Genomic DNA, 25,889 nt, shown 5'->3' on the forward strand with positions numbered 1-25,889 from the left:
TTCCAGGACGCGCTGCCGTGCCTGCCGGAAGTCCTCGTACGCCTGGTCCCGGCCGCCCGGTTCTGTCGCGGTACAAGCGAAGGTGCCGAGGTAGCGGGCATGGCCATGCTGTTACGCTTCGCGCTCACGCGCGTGGGGGAGCGGCTGGGGGGCCGGGAAGTTGCCAGGGCGATGCCGTACGTCCCGCCATGCCTTCTTCTTGGCTTTTTTCGCTCCTGGAGGAACGGTGGCCCGACTCGGCCGAACTCGTCACAGACACAGACCGTCTCTCGGAGCGGCTTCAACGCGGCCGGGCCCGGCCGCGGCGCGGGCCGCGGCCGTCCTGGCGGCGGCGCTGAGTCTCGGTCTCCCCCTCACCGCCCCGCCGTCCCCGGCCGTCGCCGCGGTCGCCGGCGAAGTCGTCCTGGACGCGGCCCCGCGTGCCGTTCCCAGGGCCACGCAGATCCTCAACGCCGGCACCAGCGGCTTCCTGTGGGCCCAGGAGGGCGATTACCGGCTCCTGTGGACGGAATACGCCACCGGCACCACGACCGCGCTGGAGCAAGAGCTGGACTTCGACCTCCAGTACGACATCGACGGCGGCTACTTCACCCGGTCCGCGCCCTCCGAACCCGGCTATTACGGGGAAGGTTCCGACACCGTCGCCCTCTATTCGAACGAGGACCGCAAGGTCACCCTGATCGAGGGGGCCGGTACCTCGGGCGGCACCGCCGTGGTGGCGCTGCCCGAGCGCCACTCCTACCGGGGCACCTTCGGTGACGCGGTCCTCACCAGCACCTACGGGTACAACGGCATCCCGGACAGCTTCCAGATCTGGCGTGCGACGACCGGGGGCGAGCCCACTCGGACTCCCGTCACCGGGCTGCCGCAAGGCAGCGACTTCCAGATCGAGGACGGCGACGCGCGGTCCGTCATTCTCAGATACACCGTGGACGGTCCCGACCGCTGGGGCATCGTCGACCTCGCCACCGGCACGTTCAGCGCGCTGCCCGACCGGGTCCGCCCCGAAAACGAGTGGGAGGTGACCGGCTTCCGGCTGGGCGCCGACTCGGTGTTGCGACTGCGGACCGAGCCCGCCAAGGCCGACGTCTACGACCGCGACGATCTGTCCGCCGCACCCCGCACCTTCGACACGAGCTCCATGGGCCTCGAAGCCGCGTACGGGACGGTCGGCGACGCGCTGCTCGGCGTGGAACCGCTGTCGTCCGGCGACAACAGATACCGGGGCCGGCCCTTGTGGGCCCTGACCTCCGACGGCACGGACACCGACCTGACCAGGGTCATGGACCCGGCCGCCTACGAAATGGTCCAGGCCCCGGACGGCTCCGTCCTGGTGGCGGGTGCCGAGAAGTTCCTGGAGAGGGGCGACCTCGACTGGGGCGTGTACCGGATCGCGCCGGGCGCCGACGGCTCGGTCACCCGCACCCGCGTGACCGCCGTGCAGCCGATGCCCGCGACGGTACGCGGACTCGCGTTCGGCAGCGGCGTCGTCACCACAGCCGACAACAGCACGCGGTACGAGCCGGCCGCGATCCTGGGCGCGTACCGCAGCACCTGGCTCGCCACCGGCGGCACCCCCGGCGTGGCGAAGTCCAGTGTGGACGCTCTGGTCACCGCATGGGACGGCATCAAGCTGCTCGCCGACGGCACCGGTCGCCACGGCCGCCGGTACTCCACCGAGTCCGGCCTGACCATGCTGTACACCAACGGCGACACCGGCTGGGGCCCTCGCCTCGACATCGGCGACAGTTCTCCGGAACTCCAGGATCTCTCCGGACGGTACGCGGTCGTCGACGGCGCGTCCTCCGGTCAGCAGTACATCGCCGAGTTCCCCGTCGACGGGACGACGCCGAAGGTCCTCCAGAAGCGCGACCGCGTCGCCGCGGCCGTGTGGGGCGACACCCTCTGGAGCGGGACGGCCACCGGCGGCAGAGTCACGGCCACCCGGCTCCCGTCCGGTGGCACCGTGGAGTCCTTCACCACCCGCGACGGCTGCAACCCGTCCGAACTGCAGGCGGTGGGCCGCTGGGTGTACTGGACCTGTGTGGACTCCTGGGGCGAGGTGCTGGGCTCGGGCCTCTACGACCGTACGACCAAGCGCGTGGCGAGCGCCCCCGAAGGGCCGGTTCTGCTCGGCGACGGCTACCTGGTCGAGCACCTCTCCGGCACCCAATCGGTCAGCGGGCTGACGCTCTTCGACCTGCACGGCGGACTGCCGTCCAGCGGCGACCACGCGGAACTGCCGAGCCGCAAAGTGGCCCACTGGACCGAAATCGGCCGGAAGAAGGGCCTGGTGGGTACCGACTGGACCGTGGACCGCTTCGGCGGCGGCGTGGCGTACGTGGACACCAAGCAGCGCGTCCACGTGGTGCCGCCCGGCTTCCCGGCTTCCGCGATGACGGCGATCGACTCCTCTGTCACGAACAAGACCGCGAGCTGGTCGGGTACTTGGTGGCTGTCGAAGCCCGCCGCTTCATGGAAGGTGACGATCCGCAACAAGGCTTCCGGAGCCACCGTGCGTACCGTGTCCGGCTCCGGCGCCCGCGGACTGCTGACGGCCGCATGGGACGGCAAGGACTCCGCCGGCCGCCTCGTCGCCAACGGCACCTACACCTGGTCGCTCACCGCCCAGCCCGCCGACGGCCAGGGCACCGCCCTCAGCCTCTCCGGCAGCGTCAAGGTGACGACCGGAGCGGCGGCCCCCCGCGACTACGCGGGCAACGACGGTGTCGGTGACGTCCTGACCCTCAACTCCTCCGGCACACTCACCGTCCAGCGCGGCACCGGCACGGGCACGTTGGGCAGCAAGGTGTCCGGCAGCGGCTGGCCGACGAGCGCGAAATTCGTGCCGTACGGCGACCTCGACGGCGACCGGTGCAACGACACCCTGGTCCGGCTGAGCAGCGGCGCGCTGCGGGCCTATCGCCCCGCCTGCGGCAAGGCACCGACCCCCTCGACGCCGTACACCTCCCTCGGCACGTCCGGCTGGAACCAGTACGACGTGCTGGCCTCGCCCGGTGACGTCAGCGGCGACGGCCGCCCGGACCTGCTCGCCCGCAGCGCCTCGACCGGTGCCGTCTACCTCTACAAGGGCACGAGCGCGGGCAAACTGTCGGCGCGCGTGAAGCTGTACGACAGCTGGAAGACGTACAAGAAGGTCATCGGCGCCGGCGATCTGAACGGTGACGGCATCGGTGACCTCCTCGCTCAGGACAAGTCGAACAACCTGTACCGCTACAACGGCACGGGCAAGGGTACGTTCGGCGCCCGCGTGAAAGTCGCCTCCGGCTGGGGTGCCTCGTACAACGCGGTCGTCGGGGTGGGCGACATCACCGGCGACGGAAAAGCCGACCTGGTCTCCCGCGACACGAGCGGGAACGTGTGGCGCAACAGCGGTGACGGCAAGGGCTCGATCGGCGGTCGTTCGAAGATCACGACGGGCTGGCAGGGGTACAAGGCCGTCGTGTGAGCCACCTCGCCCTGTGGCGCCGCCGGCCGCCGGCCGGCGTCACAGGGCCTTCCTGCCCCGCCCGGCTCCTCCTCCGGCACCGGCCCCGCGGCCTCCCCGGGAACCACCCCCCACCCCCGCGTCAGGCGAAGTACCCGATCTTCGCCCCCCGTTCACTCTCTCGTCCCGGCTGGCTTTGTCCGGGAGTGGCACGATCCGGCGCCGTAGTGGACCCACCGGAGGAACGATGTCCCAGAAGAGAACCTACGCCGCGCTCGCGGCCCTCGCCGTGGCCGCCGGCTCCCTGGCGGGCGCGGGCGTGGCGAACGCGGAGCAGAGAACCGGCGGCGGGCACGGCGCCCAGCGGCCCGCGGCGTTCGAGCGCACCGCCACCTACCCGGTCTTCCAGAACCGCCCCGCCGGCGAGGACGCCGCGGCCGCCACCGTCGCGGAGATATCGGCGGTCAGCGAGGACGGCCGCACCCTCGTGCACACCGACGCCGCCGCCCGGCGGATCGGGTTCCTCGACATCGGGGACCCCGGACGCCCGCGCGGCCTGGGCACGCTGTCGCTGGCCCGGCTCGGTGACGCCGAGGACGAGCCGACCTCGGTGTCCGTGGTCGGCCAGTACGTCCTCGTGGTGGTGAACACCAGCGCGAGCCACGCCGACCCGTCCGGCCGGCTCGACGTCATCTCGCTGCGCGACCGCCGGCGGGTCGCGAGCTTCGACCTCGGCGGGCAGCCCGACTCCATCGTGGTCAGCAAGGACAAGCGGTACGCCGCCATCGCGATCGAGAACGAGCGGGACGAGGAGGCCACCCCGCCCGGCGGGGAGGAGGGCGACCTGCCGCAGGCTCCGGCCGGGTTCGTGCAGATCGTGGACCTCAAGTCCATCTCGTCGCCGACCGGTTGGCGCACCCGGGCCGTGCCGCTCACCCAGCCCGACGGTACGGCGCTGCCCGTGCTGGCCGCCGCCGGGATCGCCGAACCGACCGACCCGGAACCGGAGTACGTCTCCGTCAACGGCCGTGACCAGCTCGCCGTGACGCTCCAGGAGAACAACGGCGTCGTGCTCGTCGACCTGCCGACCGGCCGGATCACCAAGGCGTTCAGCGCCGGTACGGCGTCGGTGAGCGGTATCGACACGGTCGAGGACGGCCGGATCGACCTGACCGGCTCGATCACCGACGTGCCGCGCGAGCCCGACGCGCTGGGCTGGATCGACGACCGCTACCTGGCGACCGCCAACGAGGGCGACTGGCGCGGCGGTACGCGGGGCTGGTCCGTCTTCGACAGCCGGACCGGCAAGGTGGTCTGGGACGCCGGCAACAGCTTCGAGCGGATCGCGGTGCGGCACGGGCTGCACAACGAGGACCGGGCCGAGAAGAAGGGCACCGAGCCGGAGGGCGTGGTGATCGCCGAGTACCGCGGGGTGCGCTACGCCTTCGTCGGCTCGGAGCGGAGCAACTTCGTCGCGGTCTACGACATCAGCAATCCGACCCGCCCGGTCTTCCGGCAGGTTCTGCCCGCCACCAACGGGCCCGAGGGCCTGCTGCCGATCCCGTCGCGCGGCCTGCTCGCGGTCTCCAGCGAGGAGGACGACGCCGAGACCGGCGTACGGGCCACGGTCAGCCTGTTCCGCCTCGGCAAGGGCACCCCCGAGTTCCCGGGCGTCGTCTCGGCGGAGGATTCCACCGGCGCTCCGATCGGCTGGGGCGCGCTCGGCGCGCTGTCCGCCGTCCCCGGCAAGCCGCACCAGCTGTACACCGTCACCGACGCCGTGTACTCCCCCACCAGGATCCTGACCGTCGACACGGCGCGGCAGCCGACGACCGTCACCCGGGCGCTGACCGTCAAGGACGCCGCGGGAAAGCCGGTCGGCTATGACGCCGAGGGCATCCACGCCCGGCCGCAGGGCGGCTACTGGCTCGCCGTGGAGGGCAAGACCGGTACGGGCAACCAGCTGGTCCGGCTGGACCGCGACGGCGTGACCCGCCAGGTCGTGCCGCTGCCGGCCGACGTGGCGGCGGGCCTCGGCGGACAGGGCTTCGAAGGGGTCACCGCGACCACCGACCGGCACGGCCGCGAGATCGTCTGGGCGACGCTCCAGCGCGAGGTGGCGACCGACCCGGCGGGTGTGGTCCGGCTCGGCCGGTACGACGTCGAGGCCGATACCTGGAGCTGGTTCGGCTACCGGCTCGGTTCCACCGCGACGCCGGGTGACTGGATCGGCCTCTCGGAGATCACCGTGGTCGGCGACCGGCTCGCGGTCATCGAGCGCGACAAGCTGAACGGCCCGGCCGCCCGGGTCAAGCGGATCTACACGGTCGAGCTGCCGAAGTCGGCCTCGGCACCGGGTTCGCTGCCCGTGCTGGCGAAGAAGCTGGCCCACGACGTGCTGCCCGACCTGCGGGCGACGAACGGCTGGACCCAGGAGAAGCTGGAGGGGCTGGCCGTGGCCGGCGACGGCGAGGTCTACGCCGTGACCGACAACGACGGCCTGGACAACGCCACCGGGGAGACGGTCTTCCTGAACCTCGGTTCCGGCAAGAAGGTCTTCGGCCGGCGCGGCTGACCGGTCGTACGGCACTCCGCGGGCGCGCGCCGCACGGCACTCGGCGGCGCGCGCCCTACGACACCCGGCGGCGCGCGCCCGTCGAGGTTCGGCGCGCGCCGCGCCGCGTTCAGCGGCGCGCGCCGCACCCCCCGCCCGGCCGGGTCAGGCCGGTGTCGTGGCTGCCGCGGCCTGCCCGGCCGGTTCCCGCACCACTCGGCGGCGCCGGGTCGGGAGACCGAGGGTCGGGTGGGCGACGGACCAGGCCGCGCCCTTGCAGACCAGTTCCTTGTAGCCGGCGGCGAGCCGGCCCGTCAGCGCCGACCGGACCGAGCGGTCGTCGGCGGTGACGTACTGGATCAGGCCCTCCCGGCGGCCCAGGGAGATGCACTGGTTGAAGTAGCGCAGCGGCACCTCGGGCAGTTTTCCGCCGGTCAGGCGGGCCGCGACGGCGTCGGCTGCCTGCCATGCCATGGGGGTGCCGGAGGCGCACGACATGCGCAGCGGCTTGCCGCCGGGGCCCATGGCCAGGGCGGCGTCGCCGATGGCGTACACGTCGGGGTGCGAGACCGAGCGCATCGTCGCGTCGACGACGATCCGGCCCGTGTCGGTGACCTCCAGGGCGGTGGCCCGCGCGATGGGGTGGACGGCGAAGCCGGTGGTCCACACGGTCAGTGCGGCCGGAATGGACGTGCCGTCCGCGGTGCTGACGTGGTCGGCGCCGACGCCGGTCACGGCGACGTCGTCGTGCACGGTGATGCCGAGCTTGTCGAAGACCTTCCGCAGGTGCCGACGGCCCTTGGGCGAGAGCCGGTCGCCCAGTCGGCCGCGGGCTGCGAGGGCGACGTCCAGGTCCGGGCGGGCCTCGGCGATCTCGGTGGCGGCTTCCAGCCCGGTGAGACCGCCGCCGACCACGACGACGGACGCTCCGGCGTCCAGCCGGGCCAGGCGTTCACGCAGCCGAAGTGCGCCGGGGCGGCCGGCGATCTCGGCGGCGTGTTCGGCGGTGCCGGGGACGCCCTGGTCGTGCCAGGCGCTGCCGAGCGCGTACACGAGGGTGTCGTAGGGCAGTTCCGCCGCGCCGTCCTCGTCGGTGACGGCGACCGTGCGGCGGTCGACGTCGACGGCGGTGACCCGCGCGAGCCGCACGGCGACACCGGTGCCGGCGAACATCTCGGCGAGGGGACGGGACCTGAGGTCCTGGCCGACCGCGAGTTGGTGCATCCGGACGCGCTCGACGAAATCGGGTTCGGCGTTGACGAGGGTGATGGCGACGTCCTCACGGCGCAGCCGCCTCGCGAGGCGCCCGGCGGCGATGGCTCCGGCGTATCCGGCACCCAGGACGATGATGCGGTGCTGCATCTTCTTGCTCCTGTCTTCAGCGGGGTCGCCACTTGAACCGGGTGGCCCGCCGATCCCTGACGGGAACACGGTGTGAAGCAGCTCACAACCGGATCAGAAGGCGTGGAGCAGGGGATCGCCGTGTTCGGTCGCGGCCCAGCGCAGGGTCGCGCGTTCGAGCTTGTCGGGGTTGACCTGGTTGCGGAACGCGGCGATGCCCTCGGCGGTGATCTCCAGGCACATCACGCCGACGACCCGGCCGTCGACGACCGCGACCAGCGCGGGGCCGCCGTTGGCGGTCGTCGCGTACAGCGCGGGTGAGCCGCCGACCAGGTCGCGCTTGGCCTTGGCGGGGACGAACAGGCCCCGCAGGAACTTCGCCACCGCGAGGGCACCCTCGAACGCCTTGGCGCGGGCCGGGACCTTCCCGCCGCCGTCGCCGACCGAGACGACGTCCTCGGTGAGCAGCCGCACGAGCGGTTCGGTCCGGCCGCTGGTGGCGGCGGTGAGGAACTCGGCGACGACCCGCCGGGCGGCGGCCTCGTCGATCTCGCTGCGGGCCCTGCCGTCCGCGACGTGCTTCCTGGCGCGGTGGAGGATCTGCTGGCTGGCGGCCTCGCTGATGTCGAGGATCCCGGCGATCTCGCGGTGCGGGTAGTCGAAGGCCTCCCGCAGGACGTACACCGCCCGCTCGTCGGGGGACAGGCGCTCCAGCAGGACGAGGACGGCGTACGACACCGACTCGCGCTGTTCGGCGGTGTCGGCCGGGCCGAGCATCGGGTCCCCGGCGAGAAGCGGCTCGGGCAGCCACCGGCCCACATAGGTCTCGCGCCGCGCGCGGGCCGAGGCGAGCTGGTTGAGGCACAGGTTGGTGAGCACCTTCGTCAACCACGCCTCGGGGACGCGGATGTGGCCGATGTCGGCGGCCTGCCAGCGCAGGAACGTCTCCTGCACGGCGTCCTCGGCCTCGCTCGCCGAGCCGAGGAGGCGATAGGCGATGGCTTCCAGGCGGGGCCTGGAGGCCTCGAACCGATCCACGTCGTTCGGGGTCAGGGCCATGGCCCGGATCCTAGTGCCGCCGTCCACGCGAGCGGTCGTCCGTGTGCACGACGCGTCCCGGCCCCGCGGGCCGGGCCACGCCCCCTCGTACGGTGGCCGCGATTCATGAGACGCGCCGTTTCAGTTCTCACATATAAGACCACAAACCAGGTCTTATTTGCCCATGCACAAAATTACGCGGCGCACTTTGCTCGGTGCCTCGGTCGTGGCCGCCGGCTCGGGAGCCCTGACAGCCTGCACCGGGCCCGGTGTGGCCCCCGGGACCGGGGCGCCCGACCGGACGGGTGGCAGGCACAGCGGCGGCGGCTTCATCCCCGAGGGACCCAAGGGTTTCGTCAACCCGTCCGATCCCGAGGTCGTCGCCGTCGAGAGGAGACGCGGATCGGGGCCGGTCCGCCGGTTCAGGCTCACCGCCACCGAGACGTCGCTCGACCTCGGCGGGCGGACCGTCAGGTCGTGGGCGTACGGCGACTCGCTGCCCGGCAAGGAGATCCGTATCAACGCGGGTGACGTGCTCGATCTGACGCTCGCCAACCACCTGCGCGAGTCGACGACGCTGCACTCGCACGGTGTGCGGATGCGCTGCGACATGGACGGCGTACCGGGTCTGACGCAGCGTTCCATCGAGCCCGGCGAGGACTTCTCCTACCGCTTCGCGGTGCCCCATCCCGGCACCTACTGGCTGCACTCGCACTCGGGCATGCAGCTCGACCGCGGCCTGTACGCCCCGCTGATCGTCGAGGACCCGAAGGAGCCGTTGTCCTACGACAAGGAGTGGGTCGTCGTCCTGGACGACTGGGTGGACGGCGTGTCCGGATCCACCCCGGACGGCGTGCTGTCGCAGCTGCGCAACGGCCGGGCCGTGTCGATGGACATGGGTGAGGACAGCGGGCACGGCAGGTCCGGCGGGCACGGCCCGGAACGCGCCGGATCCGGGCCGAACCGTGTCCTGCACGGCTCGCGCAGCCGCATCCTGGAGAGCGTCGGCGGCAACGTCGACTACCCGCACTACCTGGTCAACGGCCGTCTGTCGCAGGCCCCGTCGGTGTTCCACGCCCGGCCCGGGGACCGTATCCGGCTGCGGATCATCAACGCCGGCGGCGACACGGCCTTCCGGGTGGCGCTGGGCGGTCACGAGATGACGGTGACGCACACGGACGGCTACCCGGTCGAACCCATGACGACCGACGCCCTGCTGCTCGGCATGGCCGAACGCTACGACGTGCTGATCACCGCCAAGGACGGGGTGTTCCCGCTGGTCGCGCTCGCCGAGGGCAAGGGCAGAAAAGCCCTCGCGGTCCTGCGCACCAGCAGCGGGGGCATCCCCGGGCCCTCCGCGCACCCCTCCGAGCTCGACCGCCGGATCGTGCCCGCCAGACGGCTCGTGCCGCACGAGTCCGTGGCCCTCGGCGACGCCGAGCCGGACCGGGAGATGCGCATCAAACTGACCGGTGGCATGGCGAAGTTCGACTGGGGATTCGACCACAAGACGTACTCCATCAAGCAGCGCGTCCCGATCCGCGAGGGTGAACGGATCCGTCTGACCCTGATCAACGCCACCGACATGTGGCATCCGATGCACCTGCACGGACACACGTTCGCCCTGACCGGCTTCGGCACCGCCGGCGCCCGCAAGGACACCGCGCATGTGCTGCCGCACCACAAACTGGTCATCGACTTCTACGCCGACAACCCCGGTCTGTGGATGCTGCACTGCCACAACCAGTACCACTCCGAGTCCGGGATGATGACCATCCTCGGCTACCGGAAGTGACGGGGGCCGGGCGCGGATCACCCGTCCTCACCCGCGGGCGCCCGGCGAGCCGGTGCACGGCTCCTCGCCGGGCGTCCGCGGCGGCGACGTCCGTCAGGGCGTCTCCAGGTCGAACGGCGCCGGCGACGTCGCCACGCCGTTGACCTGGAGGGCGATGGCGTGCGGGCCCGGGTGGTAGCGGCGGGTCGTGATGGGCCGGAAGGAGTGCTCACGGCTCAGGTGCACCGACTCGCCCGGCGCGAGGGTGCGGGTGGTGAGTTTGAACGTCTTGGCGGTCTGCGAGCCGTTGGCCTTGTGGTGGTGCACGACGTAGTCGATCGAGAGCCGGGCCTCGTCGGCGCCGGTGTTGCGGACGGTCGCGGTGAAGCGGACGCTGCCGCCGAACGGCACCCGGGTGCGGTCGAGCACCGGCCCGTCGACGTCGACCGCCGCCGGCGGGAAGCCGAGCAGTTCCAGCGCGCCGGGATGGCCGCGCTTGACGAGGGTGCGCAGTCCGTGGCGGACCAGCCGCCCGGTCGTCGGGGCCGGGGCGGCGAGCCAGCGGCCGGCGGTGGTCACGACGAGGTCGGCGTCGTCGCGGCTGAGGTCGTTGAGGTGGTTGGCGACCGAGCGGCGGACGTACTCGCTGTCGTCGTCGTACAGGGCGTCCAGGACGGGCACGGTCACGCCGGCACGGGCGATCAGCGCCGGGACCCGGATGGACCAGGGCAGGTAGGGCCGGGTGCCCTCCGAGGCGAGGCGGCGCACATCGGGGTCGGCGGACGCCGTCCATCCGGTGACGACGCCGAGCGCCCGGTCGAGGTCGTGCCGCAGCAGCAAGCGGACGGCGAACTCCGAAGTCAGCCGGCCGGTGAGGTCGGCCAGCAGCGCCATCGCGTCGTCGAAAGCCTCGTCGGTGCCCTCGCCGACGGCCTTCGTGGCGACGGCGCTCGTGACCGGCCAGATCAGCCACCCGCCGAATTCCGGCGCGCCGTCCCGGGCGGCCCGCACCACCCGCGCCAGCTCGGCGTAGTCCCCGGGCACGTCCGCGAGCAGGGCGTCCCGCAGCAGGTCGGCCCGCTCGCGCAGCGAGAGGGGGCCGACCTGCTGTTCGGCGGCCCGCAGCGCGGCGGGCTCAGCACCCGGGGACGCGGCGCGGACGGCCTCCGTCAGTGAGCGCGCGGTACGGGCGTTGATGAGTTCGTCGGCGAAGGGCATGGACGTCGTTTCCCGGTTCTCTCCCGGCTCGCACCGGGTCCTCCCGGGTCGGCCCCGGCTTCCCGATCGATCGTGCCACGCACCACTGACAGAGCCCCCGGCCACCGGCGCAGCGCGCCACCCGCCGCGGACAGGGCCGGTCCGGCAACCGGCGCGGCGCGACACCGTGCCCCCTGCCGCGCGGACGGAGCCGGCCCGGCCACCGGCGCAGCGCGCCGTCGCGCCACCCGCCGCGGACAGGGCGGGCCCGGCCACCGGCAGCGCATGGGTACCGCGACGACGCTGCGCCGGCACTTCAACCGCACGCTCGGCGTGCCGCCGGACGCCTACCGCCGCACCTTCCGCGCCCGTCCCCGCCCCGGTGGCCCGCACGACGGCCCCCCGGACCGGCGGTTCTGACGACCGGTCGAGCGGCGGCCGGGCGAACCCGATCACCCGTCGTGGATCCGCCCCGCCGGGGACGGGGCGGATCCACGACGAACCGGCCTACGGCGCGGACTCGTAGGTCACTGTCGTGGCGGGGCACGCCTCAGCGACCTCGGTGAGCGCGGCGAGTTCCACGGCGTCGGCGGTGAGTTCCCAGCGGAGCTTGGTCGCCACCCACTCCGCGGCGTACCGGCACGTGACGTCGACGGCCGGCGGCAGCCACTGGGCCGGGTCCTGGTCGGCCTTGCTGCGGTTGGAGGCCGCGGAGACGGCGACGAGGGAGGTGTCGGCGCCCAGGTCGTTGGCGTACGCCTCACGCCGTCCGGCGGTCCACTGCGACGCCCCGGAGTCCCAGGCCTCGGCGAGCGGCACCATGTGGTCGACGTCCAGGGCGGAGGCCGCGGTGACCCATCGGGCGTCGTAGTACGACCACCAGCGCCCGCCCGAGAGCTTGCAGCCGGGGAGCACCTCGGGCGGCTCCAGCGCCTCGGCGATGAGCACCTCCGCCCGGGTGTTGCAGCCGTCCGCGGGGTTCTGGCCCGTGTTCCAGTGTCGGAAGCTCGTGCGCTGGTAGCCGTCCCGTACCTCGGCGGCGAGGGGCAGGCCCTCGATCGCGGCCGTCATCGGAACGGTGTACGTCTCGGCCGGCCGGTCGTACGCGTGAGCCGGAGTGGGTGCCGCGAAGGGCACGAGGAGGAGTGCGGCCGCGACCGCGGCACGCCTGAGGTTCTTGATCACGCATCGCAGAATCGACCGCGTGTACCTCGTTCGAGGGGTTCAACTCGAACGAATGCGCCACATGGAGGCGCGAGTTCACCGTACGGGTGTGCCAGGAGGCACCCGATGGAGGAACTCCCGGTCGGCTCGCCGGAGAAGGCGGCCCGCGAGGGCGAGTGCCCCGGCCCGCGCCCCGGGCGCCCGCGCCGTCTCCTGTTCGCGGACTGGCACCAGATCACGCGGGGTAGTCCTATCTGCAATTAATATGCAACAGCGTTTGTCCAGCAACAGGGGTGTGAGGTTCGATGACGGTCCGACGAATACGCGCGGCAGCGGCCACCGCCGGGGTGCTCGCCTCGGTGGCCGCCTGCTCGGCTCCCGGGGGCGGCGGTGCGGGCGGCGGCGACTCCGCGACGTCCGTCGTGATCGGGGTGGGGTACGAACCGGACACGTTCAGCCCGCTGCTCGGCTACGGCAAGGACGGCAACTCCAAGATCTTCGACGGTCTGCTGACCCGGGACGAGAACCTGGAGCTGAGACCGGCGCTGGCCGAGGCGCTGCCCGAGGTGGCCGACGACGGCCTCACGTACACCTTCACCCTGCGCGACGGGGTGAAGTTCAGCGACGGCGAGCCGCTGACCGCCGCCGACGTGGTCTTCACGTACCGGACGGTCCTCGACGACCGGACCAACAACGTCCACAAGAGCGAGCTGGACGCGGTCGACGAGGTGCGGGCACAGGGCGACGACAAGGTCGTCTTCACCCTCAAGTACCCGTACTCGCCCTTCGCCGCGCGCACCGTGCTGCCGATCGTCCCGGAGCACCTCGCGGGCGGGCAGGACCCCAACACCGGCTCCTTCAACACCGAACCGGTCGGCACCGGACCGTACCTGCTGGCCGGCTGGAGCAAGGGCGAGAAGCTCGTCTTCAGGGCCAACCCCGGCTACTGGGGCGGCGCGCCGGAGGTGAAGAAGATCACCATGGCCGTCATCGAGGACGACAACGTACGAGCCACCCGGCTGCGCTCCGGCGACCTCGACGGCGCGGTCCTGCCGCCCGAGCTCGCCACCACCTTCGGCGACGACGCCGGCCGCAAGACGTACCGCGCGACGTCCTACGACTTCCGCGCCGTCACCCTGCCCACCGCGAACAAGGTCACCGGCGACCGCGCGATCCGCCGCGCGCTGGACTCCGCCGTGGACCGCGCGGCCATGGTCGACAAGATCCTCGACGGAGCGGGCCGGCCCGCCTTCGGACCGCTGCCCCTCGACGACCCCTGGTTCGCCCGCGACGTCGAACGCGACCAGGACCTCGCCGGGGCCCGGCAGATCCTGGAACGGGCCGGCTGGCGGCCCGGCGAGGACGGCATCCGCGTCAAGGACGGGGTGCGGGCGTCGTTCACGCTCCGGTACCCGGCGGGCGACAAGGTCCGCCAGGACCACGCCCTCGCCTACGCCTCCGACGCCAAGAAGGCCGGCGTCGAGGTGAAGGTGGAGAGCGCCACCTGGGAGGTCATCGAACCGCGGATGAAGGACGACGCGGTGCTCGCCGGCTTCGGCTCCACCGGGGACCCCGACTTCGGCCTGTACACGCTGCTGCACTCCTCCCTCGCCGGCGACGGCTTCAACAACATGGCCCACTACGACAACGCCGCGGTGGACGAGGCCCTGGAATCCGGCCGCCGCAGCCAGGACCCCGCGGCCCGCAAGGCGGCCTACGACACGCTCCAGCGGGAACTGGTAGAGGACCCCGGTTACACCTTCCTGACCCACATCGACCACGTGTACGTGCTGGCCGACCGCTGGGACGGGCTGACCACACAGGTCGAGCCGCACGAGCACGGCTACGCCAGCGGCCCGTGGTGGAACGCCGAGGACTGGCGGCCCAAGAAGTGACCGCCGCGCCCTGGGGCGCGATGGCGCGGCTGGCGGGACGGCGGCTGCTGTTCGCCGTCCCCGTCCTCCTCGTCGTCACGTTCGGCGTGTTCGCGATCGCCGCCGCCTCCCCCTTCGACCCGGTCAAGGCGTACGCGGGCACCGCCGCCCTCGGCGCCGACGAGCGGACGCTGGAGCGGCTGCGCGCCAACCTGGGGGCCGACCAGCCGTTCGCCGCCCGCTGGTGGGACTGGCTGACCTCGGCCCTCGGCGGCGACTTCGGCCACTCCGGCGTGCTGCGGCAGCCGGTCGGCCAGGTCATCGCCGAACGCCTCGTGTGGTCCGCGCTGTTGTGCGCGGTCGCGTTCGCGGCGGCCGTGCTGGTGGGCACGGCGCTCGGTGTGCTGGCGGCCCGCCGCCCGGGATCCGTGCTCGACCGGATCGTCACCTCGCTCTCCTACACCCTGGAAGCGGCGCCCGTCTTCTGGATCGCCCTGCTCGCCGTCTGGCTGTTCGCCCTCCGACTGGGCGTCCTGCCGGCCGGCGGACTCACCGACACCGCCAGCGAGCAGGTCACCTTCGGACAGGTGGCACGGCACCTCGTGCTGCCCGCCGGGGTCCTCGCCGTCTCCCAACTGCCCTGGTTCGCCCTGTACGTACGCCAGGGCGTCGGCGACGCGCTCGCCGAGGACCCCGTACGCGGGGCCCGGGCACGGGGGTTGAGCGAGCGCACCGTCCTGCTCGGACACGCGCTGCGCTCCGGACTGCTGCCGGTCCTCACGCTCATCGGCTCCCGGGTGCCCGAACTGATCACCGGCGCGCTGCTGGTGGAGAGCGTCTTCAGCTGGCCGGGCATCGCGGCGGCCACCGTCGAGGCCGCGACCGCCGTGGACTTCCCGCTGCTCGCCGCCCTGACGACCCTGGCCACCGCCGCCGTCCTGCTCGGCAACCTGCTCGCGGACCTGCTCTACGGCCTGTTCGACCCGAGGGTGAGATTCAGTGACATGTGACTCCCCGGCGCCGGCCGGGACCGCCTGGCGGTCCCACGGCACGCGCCGCCGTTCCACCCGTACGGTGCGGGTGCGGGTCAGCGCCGTGCTGGTGACCGCGATCACCCTCACCGTGCTGCTCGTACCGCCGCTCGTCCGGCTCGACCAGCAGGCCGTCGACCTGGCCGCCGAACTCCTGCCGCCGAGTCCGTCGCACCCGTTCGGCACCGACGACCTCGGCCGCGACCTGCTGCTGCGCTGCGTCTACGGCCTGCGCGTCTCCCTGCTCGTCGGCCTCGTCGCCGCCCTCACCGCGACCGTGATCGGCACCGCCGTGGGGGCCGCAGCGGGCGCCCTGGGCGGCTGGGTCGACCGGCTCGTGATGCGGCTGGTCGACACGTTCTCGTCCGTGCCGCATCTGCTGCTGGGCGTCTTCATCGTGGCGATGTTCCGGCCGGGCGTCTGGCCCGTGGTCGTCTCGGTGGCGCTCACCCACTGGCTGTCGACCGCGCGGATCGTGCGCGCCGAGGTGCTGTCGCTGCGCTCCAGCCCGTACATCGACGCCGCCGTCTCCGGCGGCGCGTCGCGCCGGCGGGTCGCGGTACGGCACCTGCTGCCCGCCGTCCTGCCGCAGGCCGGTCTGGCCGCCGTGCTGATGGTGCCGCACGCCATGTGGCACGAGTCGGCCCTGTCCTTCCTCGGACTGGGCATGCCCACGCACCTGGCGAGCCTCGGCACCCTCATCCAGGGCGCCCGGGGTTCCCTGCTCGCCGGGCACTGGTGGCCGACGCTGTTCCCCGGCCTGTTCATCATCGTCCCGACCCTCGCCCTGGCCGGGCTCGCCGGGGCCTGGCGGGAGCGGCTCAACCCCCGCCGCCGATCGGAGCTGATGCTGTGACCGAGCGAACCGCCGCGCTGTCGGTGCGCGGCCTGTCGGTGCGCTTCCTCATGCCGGGCGGACGCCGGATCGCCGCCGTCAGCGACGCGCACTTCGAGGTGGCGGCCGGCGAGTGCCTGGCGCTGGTCGGCGAGAGCGGCTGCGGCAAGTCCGTCCTCGCCTCCGCCCTGCTGGGGCTGCTCCCCGCCAACGCGCAGACGGCGGGCAGCGCCCACGTCGGCGGCCTGGACCTGCTGGCCGCCGACGAGCGCACACTGGCCCGCACGGTCCGCGGCCGTACCGTCGGGCTCGTCCCGCAGAGCCCGGCCGCCCACCTCACCCCCGTGCGCACCGTCCGCTCCCAGCTGGCGGAGACGGTCGCCGCGCTGACCGGCACCCGTGGCCGCGCCGCCGTACGGGACCGCGCCCGGCGAGCCGCGGCGCGCGCCGCGTTCCCCGAGGACCACCTCGACCGCCACCCGCACCAGCTCTCCGGCGGTCTCGCCCAGCGCGCCGCCACCGCCCTCGCCCTGATCGGTGACGCTCCCGTGCTGATCGCCGACGAACCGACCACCGGCCTGGACCGCGACCTGGTGGACCGCACCGTCGACGAACTGCGCCGCCACGTCGACGGCCCCGGCGGCGAGGACGGGCCCGCACGCGCGCTGCTGATGATCACCCACGATCTGGCCGCGGCCGAACGCATCGCCGACCGGGTCGCGGTGATGTACGCGGGCCGGATCGTCGAACTGACCGACGCACCCTCGTTCTTCGGGTCCCCCGGCCCGCGCCACCCCTACAGCCGCGGACTCCTCCAGGCCCTGCCCGACCGCGCCTTCACCCCCGTCCCCGGCCTGCCCCCGGAACTCGGCGACCTCCCCGGCGGCTGCGCCTTCGCCCCGCGCTGCGAGCGGGCCTCCGACGCGTGCGCCGCCCTGCCCGCGGCGACCGCCGGCGTCGCCTGCCACCACCCGCTCCCACCGGCCGGCGCGACCGCCGCGCCCGCGCCCGCCGCCACATCCGCCACCGCATCGGGGGACGTCCGTGCTTGAACTGCGCGCCATCACCGCCGGGTACGACCCGCACGCGCCGGCCGTGCGGGACGCCTCCCTGACCGTCTCGCCCGGTGAGGCGGTCGGTCTGCTCGGCCCGAGCGGGTGCGGCAAGTCGACCCTGGCCCGGGTCGCCGCGCTGCTGCTGCGCCCCGACTCCGGCAGCCTGCTGCTCGACGGCGAACCCGTACGGCGATGGCGGCACCGCGCCCCGCGTGCCCAGCGCACCGCCGTCGGAGTCGTCTTCCAGCAGCCCCGGCTGTCGGCGGACCCCCGGCTGCGGCTGCGCGACATCGTCGCCGAGCCGCTGCGCGCCACCGGCCGGCGTGCGGAAGCCGCGGACAGGACCGCCGAGTTGGCCGCCGCGGTCGGTCTGACGTCCGACCTTCTGCACCGCCGCCCGCACGAGGTCAGCGACGGACAGCTGCAACGCGCCTGCCTCGCCCGCGCCCTCGTACTGCGCCCGCGCTGGCTGATCTGCGACGAGATGACCGCGATGCTCGACGCCTCCACCACCGCGGCGCTGGTCGCGGTGGTCGAGGACTACCGCCGCGACACCGGCGCCGGGCTGCTGGCCGTGGGCCACGACCAGGTGCTCCTGGACCGCTGGTGCGACCGCACCGTCCACTGGGCGGACCTCGGCCGAGCGGAACCGGGCACCGGGCGACCCAGGCCGGCAGCGGCCGACGGGTGGAAAAATACTCCCGGAATATAATTCCCGTCCGCTGCCCAAAGAAATCGCTGATCGGGCGCCACCTGCGACACTCCGCACGCCACTTTCGAGCTACGCGTATTCCCCCGATTGCCCGACACCTCACCCCCCGTGAGGCTCGTTAGGTGTGCGTGAGATGGAAGGAAGGGCATGCGGCCATGGAGCTTGCCAGGCATGAAACCGATGGGCTGGAACCCACGGACGCCGATGCGCGCCTCAAGCACTGCTCGGACCTGCTCGATGATTTCCATCAAAAGATCAGACAGATGGAAAGTGAATATCTTCGGGCGATGATGGGGCTGTATGACAGTTCTCATGTAGGCCCGGAAAATCCTCAGGATGCGTACTGCGGACGGAGCATCCTGAACCTGCGCGCGAAGGGGTTTTCGAATGACCGCGATGCGCGATGAAGCAGGCTTCCACGACTTCCAGTTCACGCTCGGAGCCGACCATGACGCGATGAGCCGGCACGCGTACGACACCACGTCGTTCGAGACGCAGCACACCTGGGGCGGGATGCCGGAGCCGGACATCCCGGCGAACGACTGGGACCCGGTCGAGGAACTGGCCCAGATGCTGTCCACCACGACCGGCAGGACCGCCGAGCCGGCCCGGCCGCCGGCCCCCGAGCGCCCGCACCGCAGGACCAACCGGCGGCGCCACCCGGACTCCCACTTCCTCGACGGCGGTCAGCGCGTCACCCACGTCACGCTCCTGATCGCGGCCATCACGTTGAGCGCGGTGTGCATGCTCGGCTGGTCCATCTCCTACTCCTACGACCAACTGCGCGCCATCGCCTCGCTCATACTGCCCGCGGAGTTCGCCCGGTGGTGGCCGATGACGGTGTTCGGACCGTGGCTGGTGGCGGCCCTGTCCATCCTGCGGGCCACCGTCCAGCACCGCAGCGCGCGCCGGTCCTGGTGCGTCATCCTGGCCGCCTCCGCGATGGCCGTGGCGCTGTCCGTCGGGCACTCGTCCCGCTCGGTCCTCTCATTAGTGATCTTCGGAATTCCGCCGGTCACCGCGCTGGTGTGTTTCTGGGAACTCGTCGGACAGGTCCCGACGAAGCGCCGCCCCCGGCACGCGGTGGGCAGCCGGGCCAAGCCCAAGACCTGAACCCGCCCGCCGGTCGCGCCCTCACGACCGCGGACCGGCCTCCCGCGTCACGTCGACACCGGGCGCCGGGTCCGTCGATCCGTCACGCGCCGAGGTCCTCCCGTGGGTGCGGCTCGGGCCGGGCCTGCTGGGGGACGGGCTGGCGGAGGCGGAGGGGACGGGGGACGAACGCTGCGACGGGGGAGTCGGGGAGGACGGGGGAACGGTGGGCGACACGGACGGCTCGGGGGTGGTGCCGGAACCGCTCGCGGGGGGCGGGGCGAGGGGGACGGCCGGCGACGCGGGGACGCCCGGTGCCGCCAGGTGCAGCGGCAGCGCGACGAGCACCGCGACGGCACAGGTCAGGCCGGCTCCCACGGCGGCACGCAGCAGACGGCGGCGGGCAGCGGCGCGGCGGATCGCCTCGTAGCGGCCGGGAGGCGGGCCGAGGCGGTCGGACGGCGGCCGCAGGATGACCGCGAGGGGGTCGTCGGCTCCGAACTCCGGGCCGTCGTCAAACCGTGTGGTCAAGACTTCTCCTCAGATGGACGCGGAGCAGTTCGCGGGCCGCGTGGAGGTCGGCCTTGACGGTTCCTTCCTTGCGTCCGGTGAGCACGGACACCTCCCGGATCGGCATGTCAGCGTAGTAGTGCAGCAGGATCGGGACGCGCAGTCGCTCGGGCAGCGACTGCACCAGCAGCCGGACCGACGGATCGGCCTGCTCGGGGTGGGGGCGCACGGCGGCCTCCGAGGTGACCTGCCGCACGGCCCTGCGCTCGCGCCCCAGCTTGCGCCAGTGGTCCCGGACGAGGTTGGCCGCGGTGACGTAGAGGAAACCGCGGGGTTCCTCCACGGACGTCCAGCGGGCCCAGAGCCGGGTGAACGCCTCCGAGGCGATCTCGTGGGCCGTCTCGTCGTCGTCGACCAGCCGGCGGCACCAGCCGGCCAGTCGCGGGTAGAGCACGGCGAACAGCTCGGACGCCGCCTCGTCTCGGGACCGTTTCAACGCTCTCCCGGTTCCTGATGGTCGCGCCTTGGAAGACGCCGGCGGCGCTGCGCGCGTTCCGCGGCCCGGCCCCGTGCCGTCACGTCGGACGTGCCGGAGGTCAGCACCGCGAAGACGATGACGTTGTCGCGGTACTCGTCGTCCCCGGTGCGCGGGCCGCCGCAGGTGATCAGACGCAGCTCCGGGCGGTCCACGTCCCCGTAGACCTCGTCCGCCGGGAAGTCCGCCTTGGCGACCGTGCGTACGTCGCGCACGGCGAACTCGGCCCGTGAGCCGTTCTCCAGTCGCGCCTCGATCCGCTCGCCCCGGCGCAGCCGTGCCAGGTCCCGGAAGACGCCGTCACCGTGGACGCCGACCGTGACGTGGCCGAGGATGACCGACGGGCCGGTCTGACCCGGCGTCGGCGAGTACCGGTACCAGCCCGCGCGGTCGTCCGCCGTGACCGGGGGCACCTGCACGGTGCCGTCCGGCGCCAACCCCAGCCGCATCACCGGGGTGTCGACCCCGATGGCCGGGATCCGCAGCCGCACCGGGACCGAGCGGCCGAGGGGGCGCGCCCGCCGCTCGGCGGCGGACGGCGTCGCCGCGGCGCGCGTGGCGGCCCGGTCGGACCGGTCGGACCGGTCGGACCGGTCGGACCGGTCGCCGCCGTCGCAGGCCGAGAGCAACGAGGCCGCCGCCGCGGCGGCGAAGGCGCGCCTGGAGAGCGGTGTCATGCCCCGGTCGCCCGCCGGCGGCGTACGACGAGGACCACCGCGCCGCCCGCGGCCAGCGCCGCGGCACCGCCGCCGATCAGCCCGGCGTCGCTCCCGGACTCGGTGGCCACCCCGGTGTCGGGCGCACCGCCGGGGACGACGGAGACCTGACCCTCCTTCAAGCGGGACGGGGCGGCGCTGGGGGCCGGGCCCGTGGTCCGCTCGCTGGTCGGCCTGGCGCTCTGGGCCGGGCGGGTCGGCGCGGGGGAGGCCGGCTCCGTGCCGGGAGAGGTGGCGGTGGGGCTGGGGACCGGGCTCGGGTCGTCGGCGAACGCGGGCACGCTGGTGGCGAGTACGGCGGTGGCCGCGAGTGCCACGGCGCTGAGGACGGTTCGGCGCATCGGGTCGCTCTCTTTCGTCGGCCCGGCCGGCGGGCGGCGGGCTGCGTGACGGATCGAGCGGAGAGACGACGCGGCCGCAGAGCGGGTTGTAAAGGGATGGCAAAGTCGTGTCACCGCTCTGACCTGCGGTTCACCCGAGTGACCGGCCCTGAGGCGCCGTCAGGGGAACTCCGGGACCCCGCGAGCCGTTGGCAGGAGGACGTCCGCGACGCCGCGGACGACCGGAAAGACATGGGCTGAAGCCGAGGTGGCACGCATGGCGATGTGGGATCGGATCAAGGACCAGGCCAAGGGTCTCCAGCAGCAGTCGCAGGGAACGCGCGGCTCCGGCGGACACGGGCGGCCGGGTGCGGGATCGTCCGGAGGGTCGCGGGCGCAGCTGGTGGGCACGCTCAAGTCCCAGCTCACCTCGCTCAAGACGGAGCTGAAGAGCGGCGCCTACCGGGACGCCAGCATGGCGATGTGCGCCCTGGTCGCGGCGGCCGACGGCCAGGTCGACCCGGCCGAGCGGCAGCATGTCGAATCGCTCATCCTGCACAACGACGTATTGCAGAACTTCCCGTCCGAGCAGCTGCGCCAGCGCTTCAACAAGCACGTCGACCAGCTGGCGTTCAACTTCCAGCAGGGCAAGGCGGAGGCCCTCCAGGAGATCGCCAAGGCGGCCAAGAAGCCGACCGAGGCCAGGGCGGTCGTGCAGACCGGCTTCGTCGTCGCCGGCGCGGACGGATACATCGCGCCGGCCGAGGAGCAGGTCCTGCGCGAGGCGTGCGCGGCACTCGGGGTGTCGCCCCAGGAGTTCGGTCTCTGACCCCGCTCGCGGTGCGGGCGGTGCCGTGAGCGGTCCGAGAATCTGTGCAGGAGCGTCACACGGACTGCACACAGCCGGTGGAATCCATCGTTAGCGTTGCTCGCCGATCGGCGCTGTCGACTAGGAAGACCGCAGATGGACTACTGGCGGATGGACTACTGCTCCTCGTGCCGTCGGCATCTCAACGGCGCCCTGGTGTGCCCGGGGTGCGGCGCCTACGCTCCCGACATCGCCCCGGTGCCGGCGGATCGCGCTCCCGCGCGGGAGCCCGACCCCGAGGCCGTCTCGCCCGCCGAGGCGGACGAGGCGATATCCGCGCCGGGCCGCGCGGCGCGGCGCCGTCAGCGCGCCCGCTGGAAGAAGAGCCGGCGCAAGGCCGTGGTCGCGACCGCTGTCGCGCTCGTCGGCGGCGGTCTCACCTTCACCGCGATGGACCGGCACTCCGGCGACCGGGCGCAGGCCGCGACAGCGCCGGAAGAGGTCGGGCTCGGAGCGGCCGAGCGGCCGGCGGGCGGTCCCTCGCTCCCCTCGGTGGAGCTGCCGGGGACGTCGCCGTCCACCGCGCCTCCCGCGGCCGACCCTGAGCGCGAGCGGTCCGCCGCCTCGTCCGGTGCCGCCGACCGCGCCCGGCAGGACACCGCCGCGACTCCCAGCCCGACCGGTGCGACCGGTGCGACCGCACAGACGGAGACGGTCCGTCCGTCACTGCCGCTGGTACCGCGCCAGAACACCGACTCCTCGTCCTCCGACGGGACGACACCCGCCACGGACGTACCGTCCGCCGAGCCGTCCGCGCCCTCGGACGGCGGCGACACCGACCCGGGCACCAGCCCGGCGGATCCCGCGCCGTCGACCCCTCCGTCGTCGCCGTCGTCCCCGGGACTGTGCCTGCTCGTGATCTGCCTCGGCTGAGCGGGCGGATCGCACCGGACGGCACGGCACCGGCGGCGTAACGGGCCGGAGCGCAGGGCGTCGGCGCATTGCGGCCGGAGCGCACGGCTGCGCCGGCCACCGCCGCCGAAGTCCCGCCGCAGCGCGGACCGTTCTGCCGCCGTGACGCGAATCGTCGTGCCGCCGGACCGCGGACCGTTGTCCCGCGGTGCGGCCGGTACGCCGGCCCTCGTACCGAAACACGAGCGGGCCCGGTCAGGACCGGGCCCGCTCGGTGTTCGGCGTGAGTCAGCCGCGGGTCTGGAAGCGCTGCTTCCTGCGCGGGCCGAAGCGGCAGGCCGCGGCGCCGACGGCCGCCAGGGCCGCGGCGAGGCCCAGCAGCGTGCCGAGCGCGCCCGTACCGGTCTCGGCCAGGCTGCCGCCCGCCGGAGCGGCGGTGTTGCCGCCGCTCGTGCCCTCGGTGCCGCCCGTGCCGCCGTCGGCCGGGTCGCTCGGGCCGGCCGGATCGGTCGGCTCCGCCGGGTCCGTCGGGTCGGCGCCGGGCAGCACGACGAGCGTGAAGCCGGTCGATGCCCCGCCGACCGTCGCGACGACGGTGTAGGTGCCCGTGCCGCGGCCCGCCACCAGGGCGGGCGCCGAGGCCTTGCCCGAGGCGTCGGTCTCGACGTGGACGGACTGCTCCTCGCCCTCGAAGCGGGGGCCGTCCTCGCTGTCGCCCTCGACGCGGAACTCCACGGCCCTGCCCTCGACGGGCGCGCCCGACTCGGTCACCAGGACCCGCAGCGCCTCGTCGAAGGACTCGCCCTGCCGGGCCTCCTGGTCGTCGCCGGAGACGACGGCGACGACGTGCTTCAGCACCTCCACGCGGCCGGTGAACACGGTCGAGGCGCCCTGGACCGCCACCCGGACCTTGAACTCGCCCTCGGCGCCGGTCGCGTCGATGAACGGCGACCGGGCGCGGCCCTGGGCGTCGGTCGTCAGCACGGTCCTGCGTTCGTCCCGGCCGCCGGCGGAGAAGACCACACCGAGGCCGTCCGGGTCCTCGATCGTGTACGTCACGGAGGCGCTCTCCACCGGGTCGCCGTCCTTGTCGCGGGCGACGACGGCCATCGGCTGGAAGAAGCCGCCGGGGCTCACGGTCTGGTCGGCGCCGGACACCTGGCTCAGTTCCGTGATCGCGGCGGTGTCCCACTGGAGGACGACGCGTCCGTCGCCGCCGGGCGCGTTGACGCCGCCCTCGGCGACACCGGAGGTCACCGGGTCGGAACCGGGGGCCCAGAACGGGTCGTTCTTCGCGGGCGGTGCCGAGCGGTCGCCGCCCAGCAGCCGCACGTCGGTCACCCGGTCGGGATCGGCGTAGCTGGAACCGCCGCCTCCGCCACCGGTGACGTCCTCGCTCCCCTCGGCTCCGGCGCCGCCTCCGCCGCCCGCGTACCCGGCGCCGCCGCCACCGCCGCCCTCGCGGGCCGTGCCCTTGCCGCCGTCGCCGCCCTTGCCGCCGGCCGCGTGGTCGGCGCCCGCGGCACCGTCGCCCGCGCCGGCCCCGCCGGTCGCGCCCTCGGCTCCCTTGCCGCCGAGTTCGCCGCCCGCGTCCTGGCCCCGCGCGGCACCGCCGGCGCCGGCCCGAGCGCCGTGCGTCGACACACCGCCGCCGGCCCCGCCGCCACCGGCCGCGACGAGCAGCGGCTTGCCGGCACCGGTGCGCACGGCGCTGCTGCTGCCGCCGTTCTCGGCCCAGCCGCCGCCGCCCTTGCCGCCGATGGCGTCACCGAAGCGCAGTCCGGCGACCGCCACGGACAGCTTCTCGCCCGGGGTGACCGAGACGGTGCCCGCCGCGTGGCCGCCCGCGCCGCCGCTCGCCATGGAGCCGCCGGTGCCGCCCTGCCCCCAGGCCCGTACGTCGAGTTCCGTGACACCGGCGGGGACCTGGAAGTCCACCGCGGCGCCCGTGAAGTCGAACAGCCTGCATCCCTCGAAGCCCGCCGTCGGCGTGCACGCCGTGCCGGCCCGTGCCGGACCGCCGTCGGCGGCGGTCGCGGCCGGAGCGCCCGCAAGGGCGACGCCGGCGCCGAACGCCGCCACGGTCAGCGCGGCCGCACCGCGCACGAGGCGGTGACGGCGCGACAGCGCGGAAACCTGATCCATCCCCAACTCCCGCAAGCTTGAACACAAGCTCCCCCCCAGGGAGCCATTGATCGATGAATCTGATCATATTCAGGCGGGGATGGCGAGATTCTTACCGACCGCGCCCGTTTCAGGCGGTGCGTTCGGCGGGGCCCTTCTTCGGCCAGTGCGCCGCCAGGGCCCAGATGACGAAGAGATCGAGCGCGATCAGGATCAGGGACCACAGGGGTGCGTAGGGCAGGAACAGGAACTGCGCGATCAGGCCGAGGGCGGCCAGCACGACACCGGCCACGCGGGCCCAGCCGGCCTCCTGGAGGACGCCCCAGCCGACGAAGACGCCGATGACACCGAGGATCAGCAGGATCCAGCCCCAGCCGGTCAGGTTGATCTCGTAGATGTAGGCGCCGATCCGGGCGTACACGTCGTCCTCGGCGATCGCGGCGATGCCCTCGAAGATCCTCAGCACACCGTTGAGGGCCAGCAGCATGCCAGCGAAGTGGAGGCTCCCGCTGAGGGTGCCGGGCCCGGCCGCGGAGGGCGGGGCGGTGCCCCGGGGGGCGCTGTCCCGGACCGGCGGCTCGGTGGGATGCGGCTGCTCGGTCATGGCCGTTCTCCGTCTCTGTCGTCCTTCGCCCCGTCGGCGGTCCGGTCCGTCCGCCGGCGTCGGTTCCCGCGCGTCGGCGTCCGTTCGTGTCCGCCGGCTTCGGCCGGCGGCCGTGCGTGGCCGTCAACAGGGCTGTGTGCTTCGAGGATCCGGGCCGGTACCGGCCGCCACCACGCGGCGTGGGCCATCCGGGTGGCGGCGGATGCGGTGCGGTGCTGCTGGGCCTTCACTGGAGGCAGGACGCG

The 25,889-nt window shown here is 73.4% G+C and carries 22 protein-coding genes and 1 pseudogene; 13 read left to right on the forward strand and 10 right to left on the reverse strand.

Features of this window, described 5'->3' with window-relative positions; genetic code table 11:
• The first annotated feature begins 226 nt into the window (after positions 1 to 226).
• Entirely contained in the window at positions 227 to 3,469 is a 3,243-nt protein-coding gene (locus tag DN051_RS47280) for an FG-GAP-like repeat-containing protein (protein ID WP_162624955.1), read from the forward strand.
• A 226-nt stretch (positions 3,470 to 3,695) separates the two neighbouring features.
• On the forward strand, positions 3,696 to 6,023 hold the full coding sequence (locus DN051_RS19115; protein WP_112439146.1) for an esterase-like activity of phytase family protein: 2,328 nt from the start codon (positions 3,696 to 3,698) through the stop codon (positions 6,021 to 6,023).
• 144 nt (positions 6,024 to 6,167) lie between these two features.
• Here DN051_RS19115 and DN051_RS19120 read toward each other — a convergent pair whose 3' ends face one another.
• Together DN051_RS19120 and DN051_RS19125 are read right to left on the reverse strand one after the other, a co-directional pair.
• A complete protein-coding gene (locus tag DN051_RS19120; RefSeq protein WP_112439147.1) occupies positions 6,168 to 7,364 on the reverse strand; it encodes an NAD(P)/FAD-dependent oxidoreductase in 1,197 nt (398 codons plus the stop codon).
• A 93-nt stretch (positions 7,365 to 7,457) separates the two neighbouring features.
• Positions 7,458 to 8,402, reverse strand: coding sequence for an RNA polymerase sigma-70 factor (locus DN051_RS19125; RefSeq protein ID WP_053756635.1), 945 nt, complete (start codon positions 8,400 to 8,402; stop codon positions 7,458 to 7,460).
• A gap of 163 nt (positions 8,403 to 8,565) precedes the next feature.
• Between DN051_RS19125 and DN051_RS19130 the strand changes: the two genes are divergently transcribed.
• Positions 8,566 to 10,176 (forward strand): multicopper oxidase family protein, encoded by a 1,611-nt coding sequence (locus DN051_RS19130; protein ID WP_053756636.1) that lies wholly within the window; start codon positions 8,566 to 8,568, stop codon positions 10,174 to 10,176.
• Positions 10,177 to 10,269: 93 nt separating this feature from the next.
• Here the strand turns inward: DN051_RS19130 and DN051_RS19135 are convergent, their stop codons facing one another.
• Entirely contained in the window at positions 10,270 to 11,373 is a 1,104-nt protein-coding gene (locus tag DN051_RS19135; protein ID WP_112439148.1) for a DNA alkylation repair protein, read from the reverse strand.
• 264 nt (positions 11,374 to 11,637) lie between these two features.
• Between DN051_RS19135 and DN051_RS19140 the strand changes: the two are divergent.
• Positions 11,638 to 11,772, forward strand: a pseudogene (locus DN051_RS19140) (AraC family transcriptional regulator); the annotation flags it as partial.
• Positions 11,773 to 11,859: 87 nt separating this feature from the next.
• On the opposite strand, the gene DN051_RS19145 reads toward DN051_RS19140, so the two are convergent.
• Complete coding sequence (locus tag DN051_RS19145) at positions 11,860 to 12,537, reverse strand: HNH endonuclease family protein (protein ID WP_053756638.1); 678 nt, start codon at positions 12,535 to 12,537, stop codon at positions 11,860 to 11,862.
• 284 nt (positions 12,538 to 12,821) lie between these two features.
• Between DN051_RS19145 and DN051_RS19150 the strand changes: the two genes are divergently transcribed.
• From DN051_RS19150 to DN051_RS19175, 7 genes are all read left to right on the forward strand, one after another.
• Positions 12,822 to 14,411, forward strand: coding sequence for an ABC transporter substrate-binding protein (locus tag DN051_RS19150; RefSeq protein ID WP_112439149.1), 1,590 nt, complete (start codon positions 12,822 to 12,824; stop codon positions 14,409 to 14,411).
• A 20-nt stretch (positions 14,412 to 14,431) separates the two neighbouring features.
• A complete protein-coding gene (locus DN051_RS19155) occupies positions 14,432 to 15,400 on the forward strand; it encodes an ABC transporter permease (RefSeq protein WP_112442342.1) in 969 nt (322 codons plus the stop codon).
• A complete protein-coding gene (locus DN051_RS19160; protein ID WP_112439150.1) occupies positions 15,390 to 16,277 on the forward strand; it encodes an ABC transporter permease in 888 nt (295 codons plus the stop codon). Before DN051_RS19155 ends, DN051_RS19160 begins: the two co-directional genes overlap by 11 nt.
• A 50-nt stretch (positions 16,278 to 16,327) precedes the next feature.
• Positions 16,328 to 17,308: an ABC transporter ATP-binding protein gene (locus DN051_RS19165; RefSeq protein ID WP_079000321.1), complete on the forward strand. Its 981-nt coding sequence runs from the start codon at positions 16,328 to 16,330 to the stop codon at positions 17,306 to 17,308.
• Entirely contained in the window at positions 17,301 to 18,023 is a 723-nt protein-coding gene (locus tag DN051_RS19170) for an ABC transporter ATP-binding protein (RefSeq protein WP_053756642.1), read from the forward strand. Before DN051_RS19165 ends, DN051_RS19170 begins: the two co-directional genes overlap by 8 nt.
• A 155-nt stretch (positions 18,024 to 18,178) precedes the next feature.
• Positions 18,179 to 18,430 (forward strand): hypothetical protein, encoded by a 252-nt coding sequence (locus DN051_RS45100; RefSeq protein WP_159053892.1) that lies wholly within the window; start codon positions 18,179 to 18,181, stop codon positions 18,428 to 18,430.
• Positions 18,420 to 19,136 (forward strand): DUF2637 domain-containing protein, encoded by a 717-nt coding sequence (locus DN051_RS19175; RefSeq protein WP_246041066.1) that lies wholly within the window; start codon positions 18,420 to 18,422, stop codon positions 19,134 to 19,136. The genes DN051_RS45100 and DN051_RS19175 overlap by 11 nt, the downstream gene beginning before the upstream one ends.
• 21 nt (positions 19,137 to 19,157) lie before the next feature.
• On the opposite strand, the gene DN051_RS19180 is transcribed toward DN051_RS19175, so the two are convergent.
• Genes DN051_RS19180 through DN051_RS19195 form a run of 4 tightly spaced genes read right to left on the reverse strand, consistent with a single transcriptional unit; the run spans position 19,158 to position 21,217 of the window.
• Entirely contained in the window at positions 19,158 to 19,646 is a 489-nt protein-coding gene (locus DN051_RS19180) for a hypothetical protein (protein ID WP_112439151.1), read from the reverse strand.
• Complete coding sequence (locus DN051_RS19185; protein WP_053756644.1) at positions 19,630 to 20,121, reverse strand: RNA polymerase sigma factor; 492 nt, start codon at positions 20,119 to 20,121, stop codon at positions 19,630 to 19,632. Before DN051_RS19185 ends, DN051_RS19180 begins: the two co-directional genes overlap by 17 nt.
• Positions 20,118 to 20,837 carry a class F sortase gene (locus tag DN051_RS19190; protein WP_112439152.1) on the reverse strand — a complete coding sequence of 240 codons (720 nt, stop codon included), beginning with the start codon at positions 20,835 to 20,837 and terminating at the stop codon, positions 20,118 to 20,120. The genes DN051_RS19185 and DN051_RS19190 overlap by 4 nt, the downstream gene beginning before the upstream one ends.
• On the reverse strand, positions 20,834 to 21,217 hold the full coding sequence (locus DN051_RS19195) for a hypothetical protein (protein WP_053756645.1): 384 nt from the start codon (positions 21,215 to 21,217) through the stop codon (positions 20,834 to 20,836). The genes DN051_RS19190 and DN051_RS19195 overlap by 4 nt, the downstream gene beginning before the upstream one ends.
• A 256-nt stretch (positions 21,218 to 21,473) precedes the next feature.
• Between DN051_RS19195 and DN051_RS19200 the strand changes: the two genes are divergently transcribed.
• Both DN051_RS19200 and DN051_RS19205 read left to right on the forward strand, forming a co-directional pair.
• On the forward strand, positions 21,474 to 22,025 hold the full coding sequence (locus DN051_RS19200) for a tellurite resistance TerB family protein (RefSeq protein WP_079000313.1): 552 nt from the start codon (positions 21,474 to 21,476) through the stop codon (positions 22,023 to 22,025).
• A gap of 135 nt (positions 22,026 to 22,160) precedes the next feature.
• Positions 22,161 to 22,937: an SCO2400 family protein gene (locus DN051_RS19205; protein ID WP_246041073.1), complete on the forward strand. Its 777-nt coding sequence runs from the start codon at positions 22,161 to 22,163 to the stop codon at positions 22,935 to 22,937.
• A gap of 267 nt (positions 22,938 to 23,204) precedes the next feature.
• On the opposite strand, the gene DN051_RS19210 is transcribed toward DN051_RS19205, so the two are convergent.
• Both DN051_RS19210 and DN051_RS19215 read right to left on the reverse strand, forming a co-directional pair.
• Positions 23,205 to 25,061: a hypothetical protein gene (locus DN051_RS19210; protein WP_112439153.1), complete on the reverse strand. Its 1,857-nt coding sequence runs from the start codon at positions 25,059 to 25,061 to the stop codon at positions 23,205 to 23,207.
• 109 nt (positions 25,062 to 25,170) lie between these two features.
• On the reverse strand, positions 25,171 to 25,644 hold the full coding sequence (locus tag DN051_RS19215; protein WP_053756648.1) for a DUF7144 family membrane protein: 474 nt from the start codon (positions 25,642 to 25,644) through the stop codon (positions 25,171 to 25,173).
• Positions 25,645 to 25,889: the final 245 nt, after the last annotated feature.

Origin of the sequence: Streptomyces cadmiisoli (genome assembly GCF_003261055.1) — a bacterium.
In the GTDB taxonomy this organism is placed as follows: Bacteria; Actinomycetota; Actinomycetes; order Streptomycetales; family Streptomycetaceae; genus Streptomyces; species Streptomyces cadmiisoli.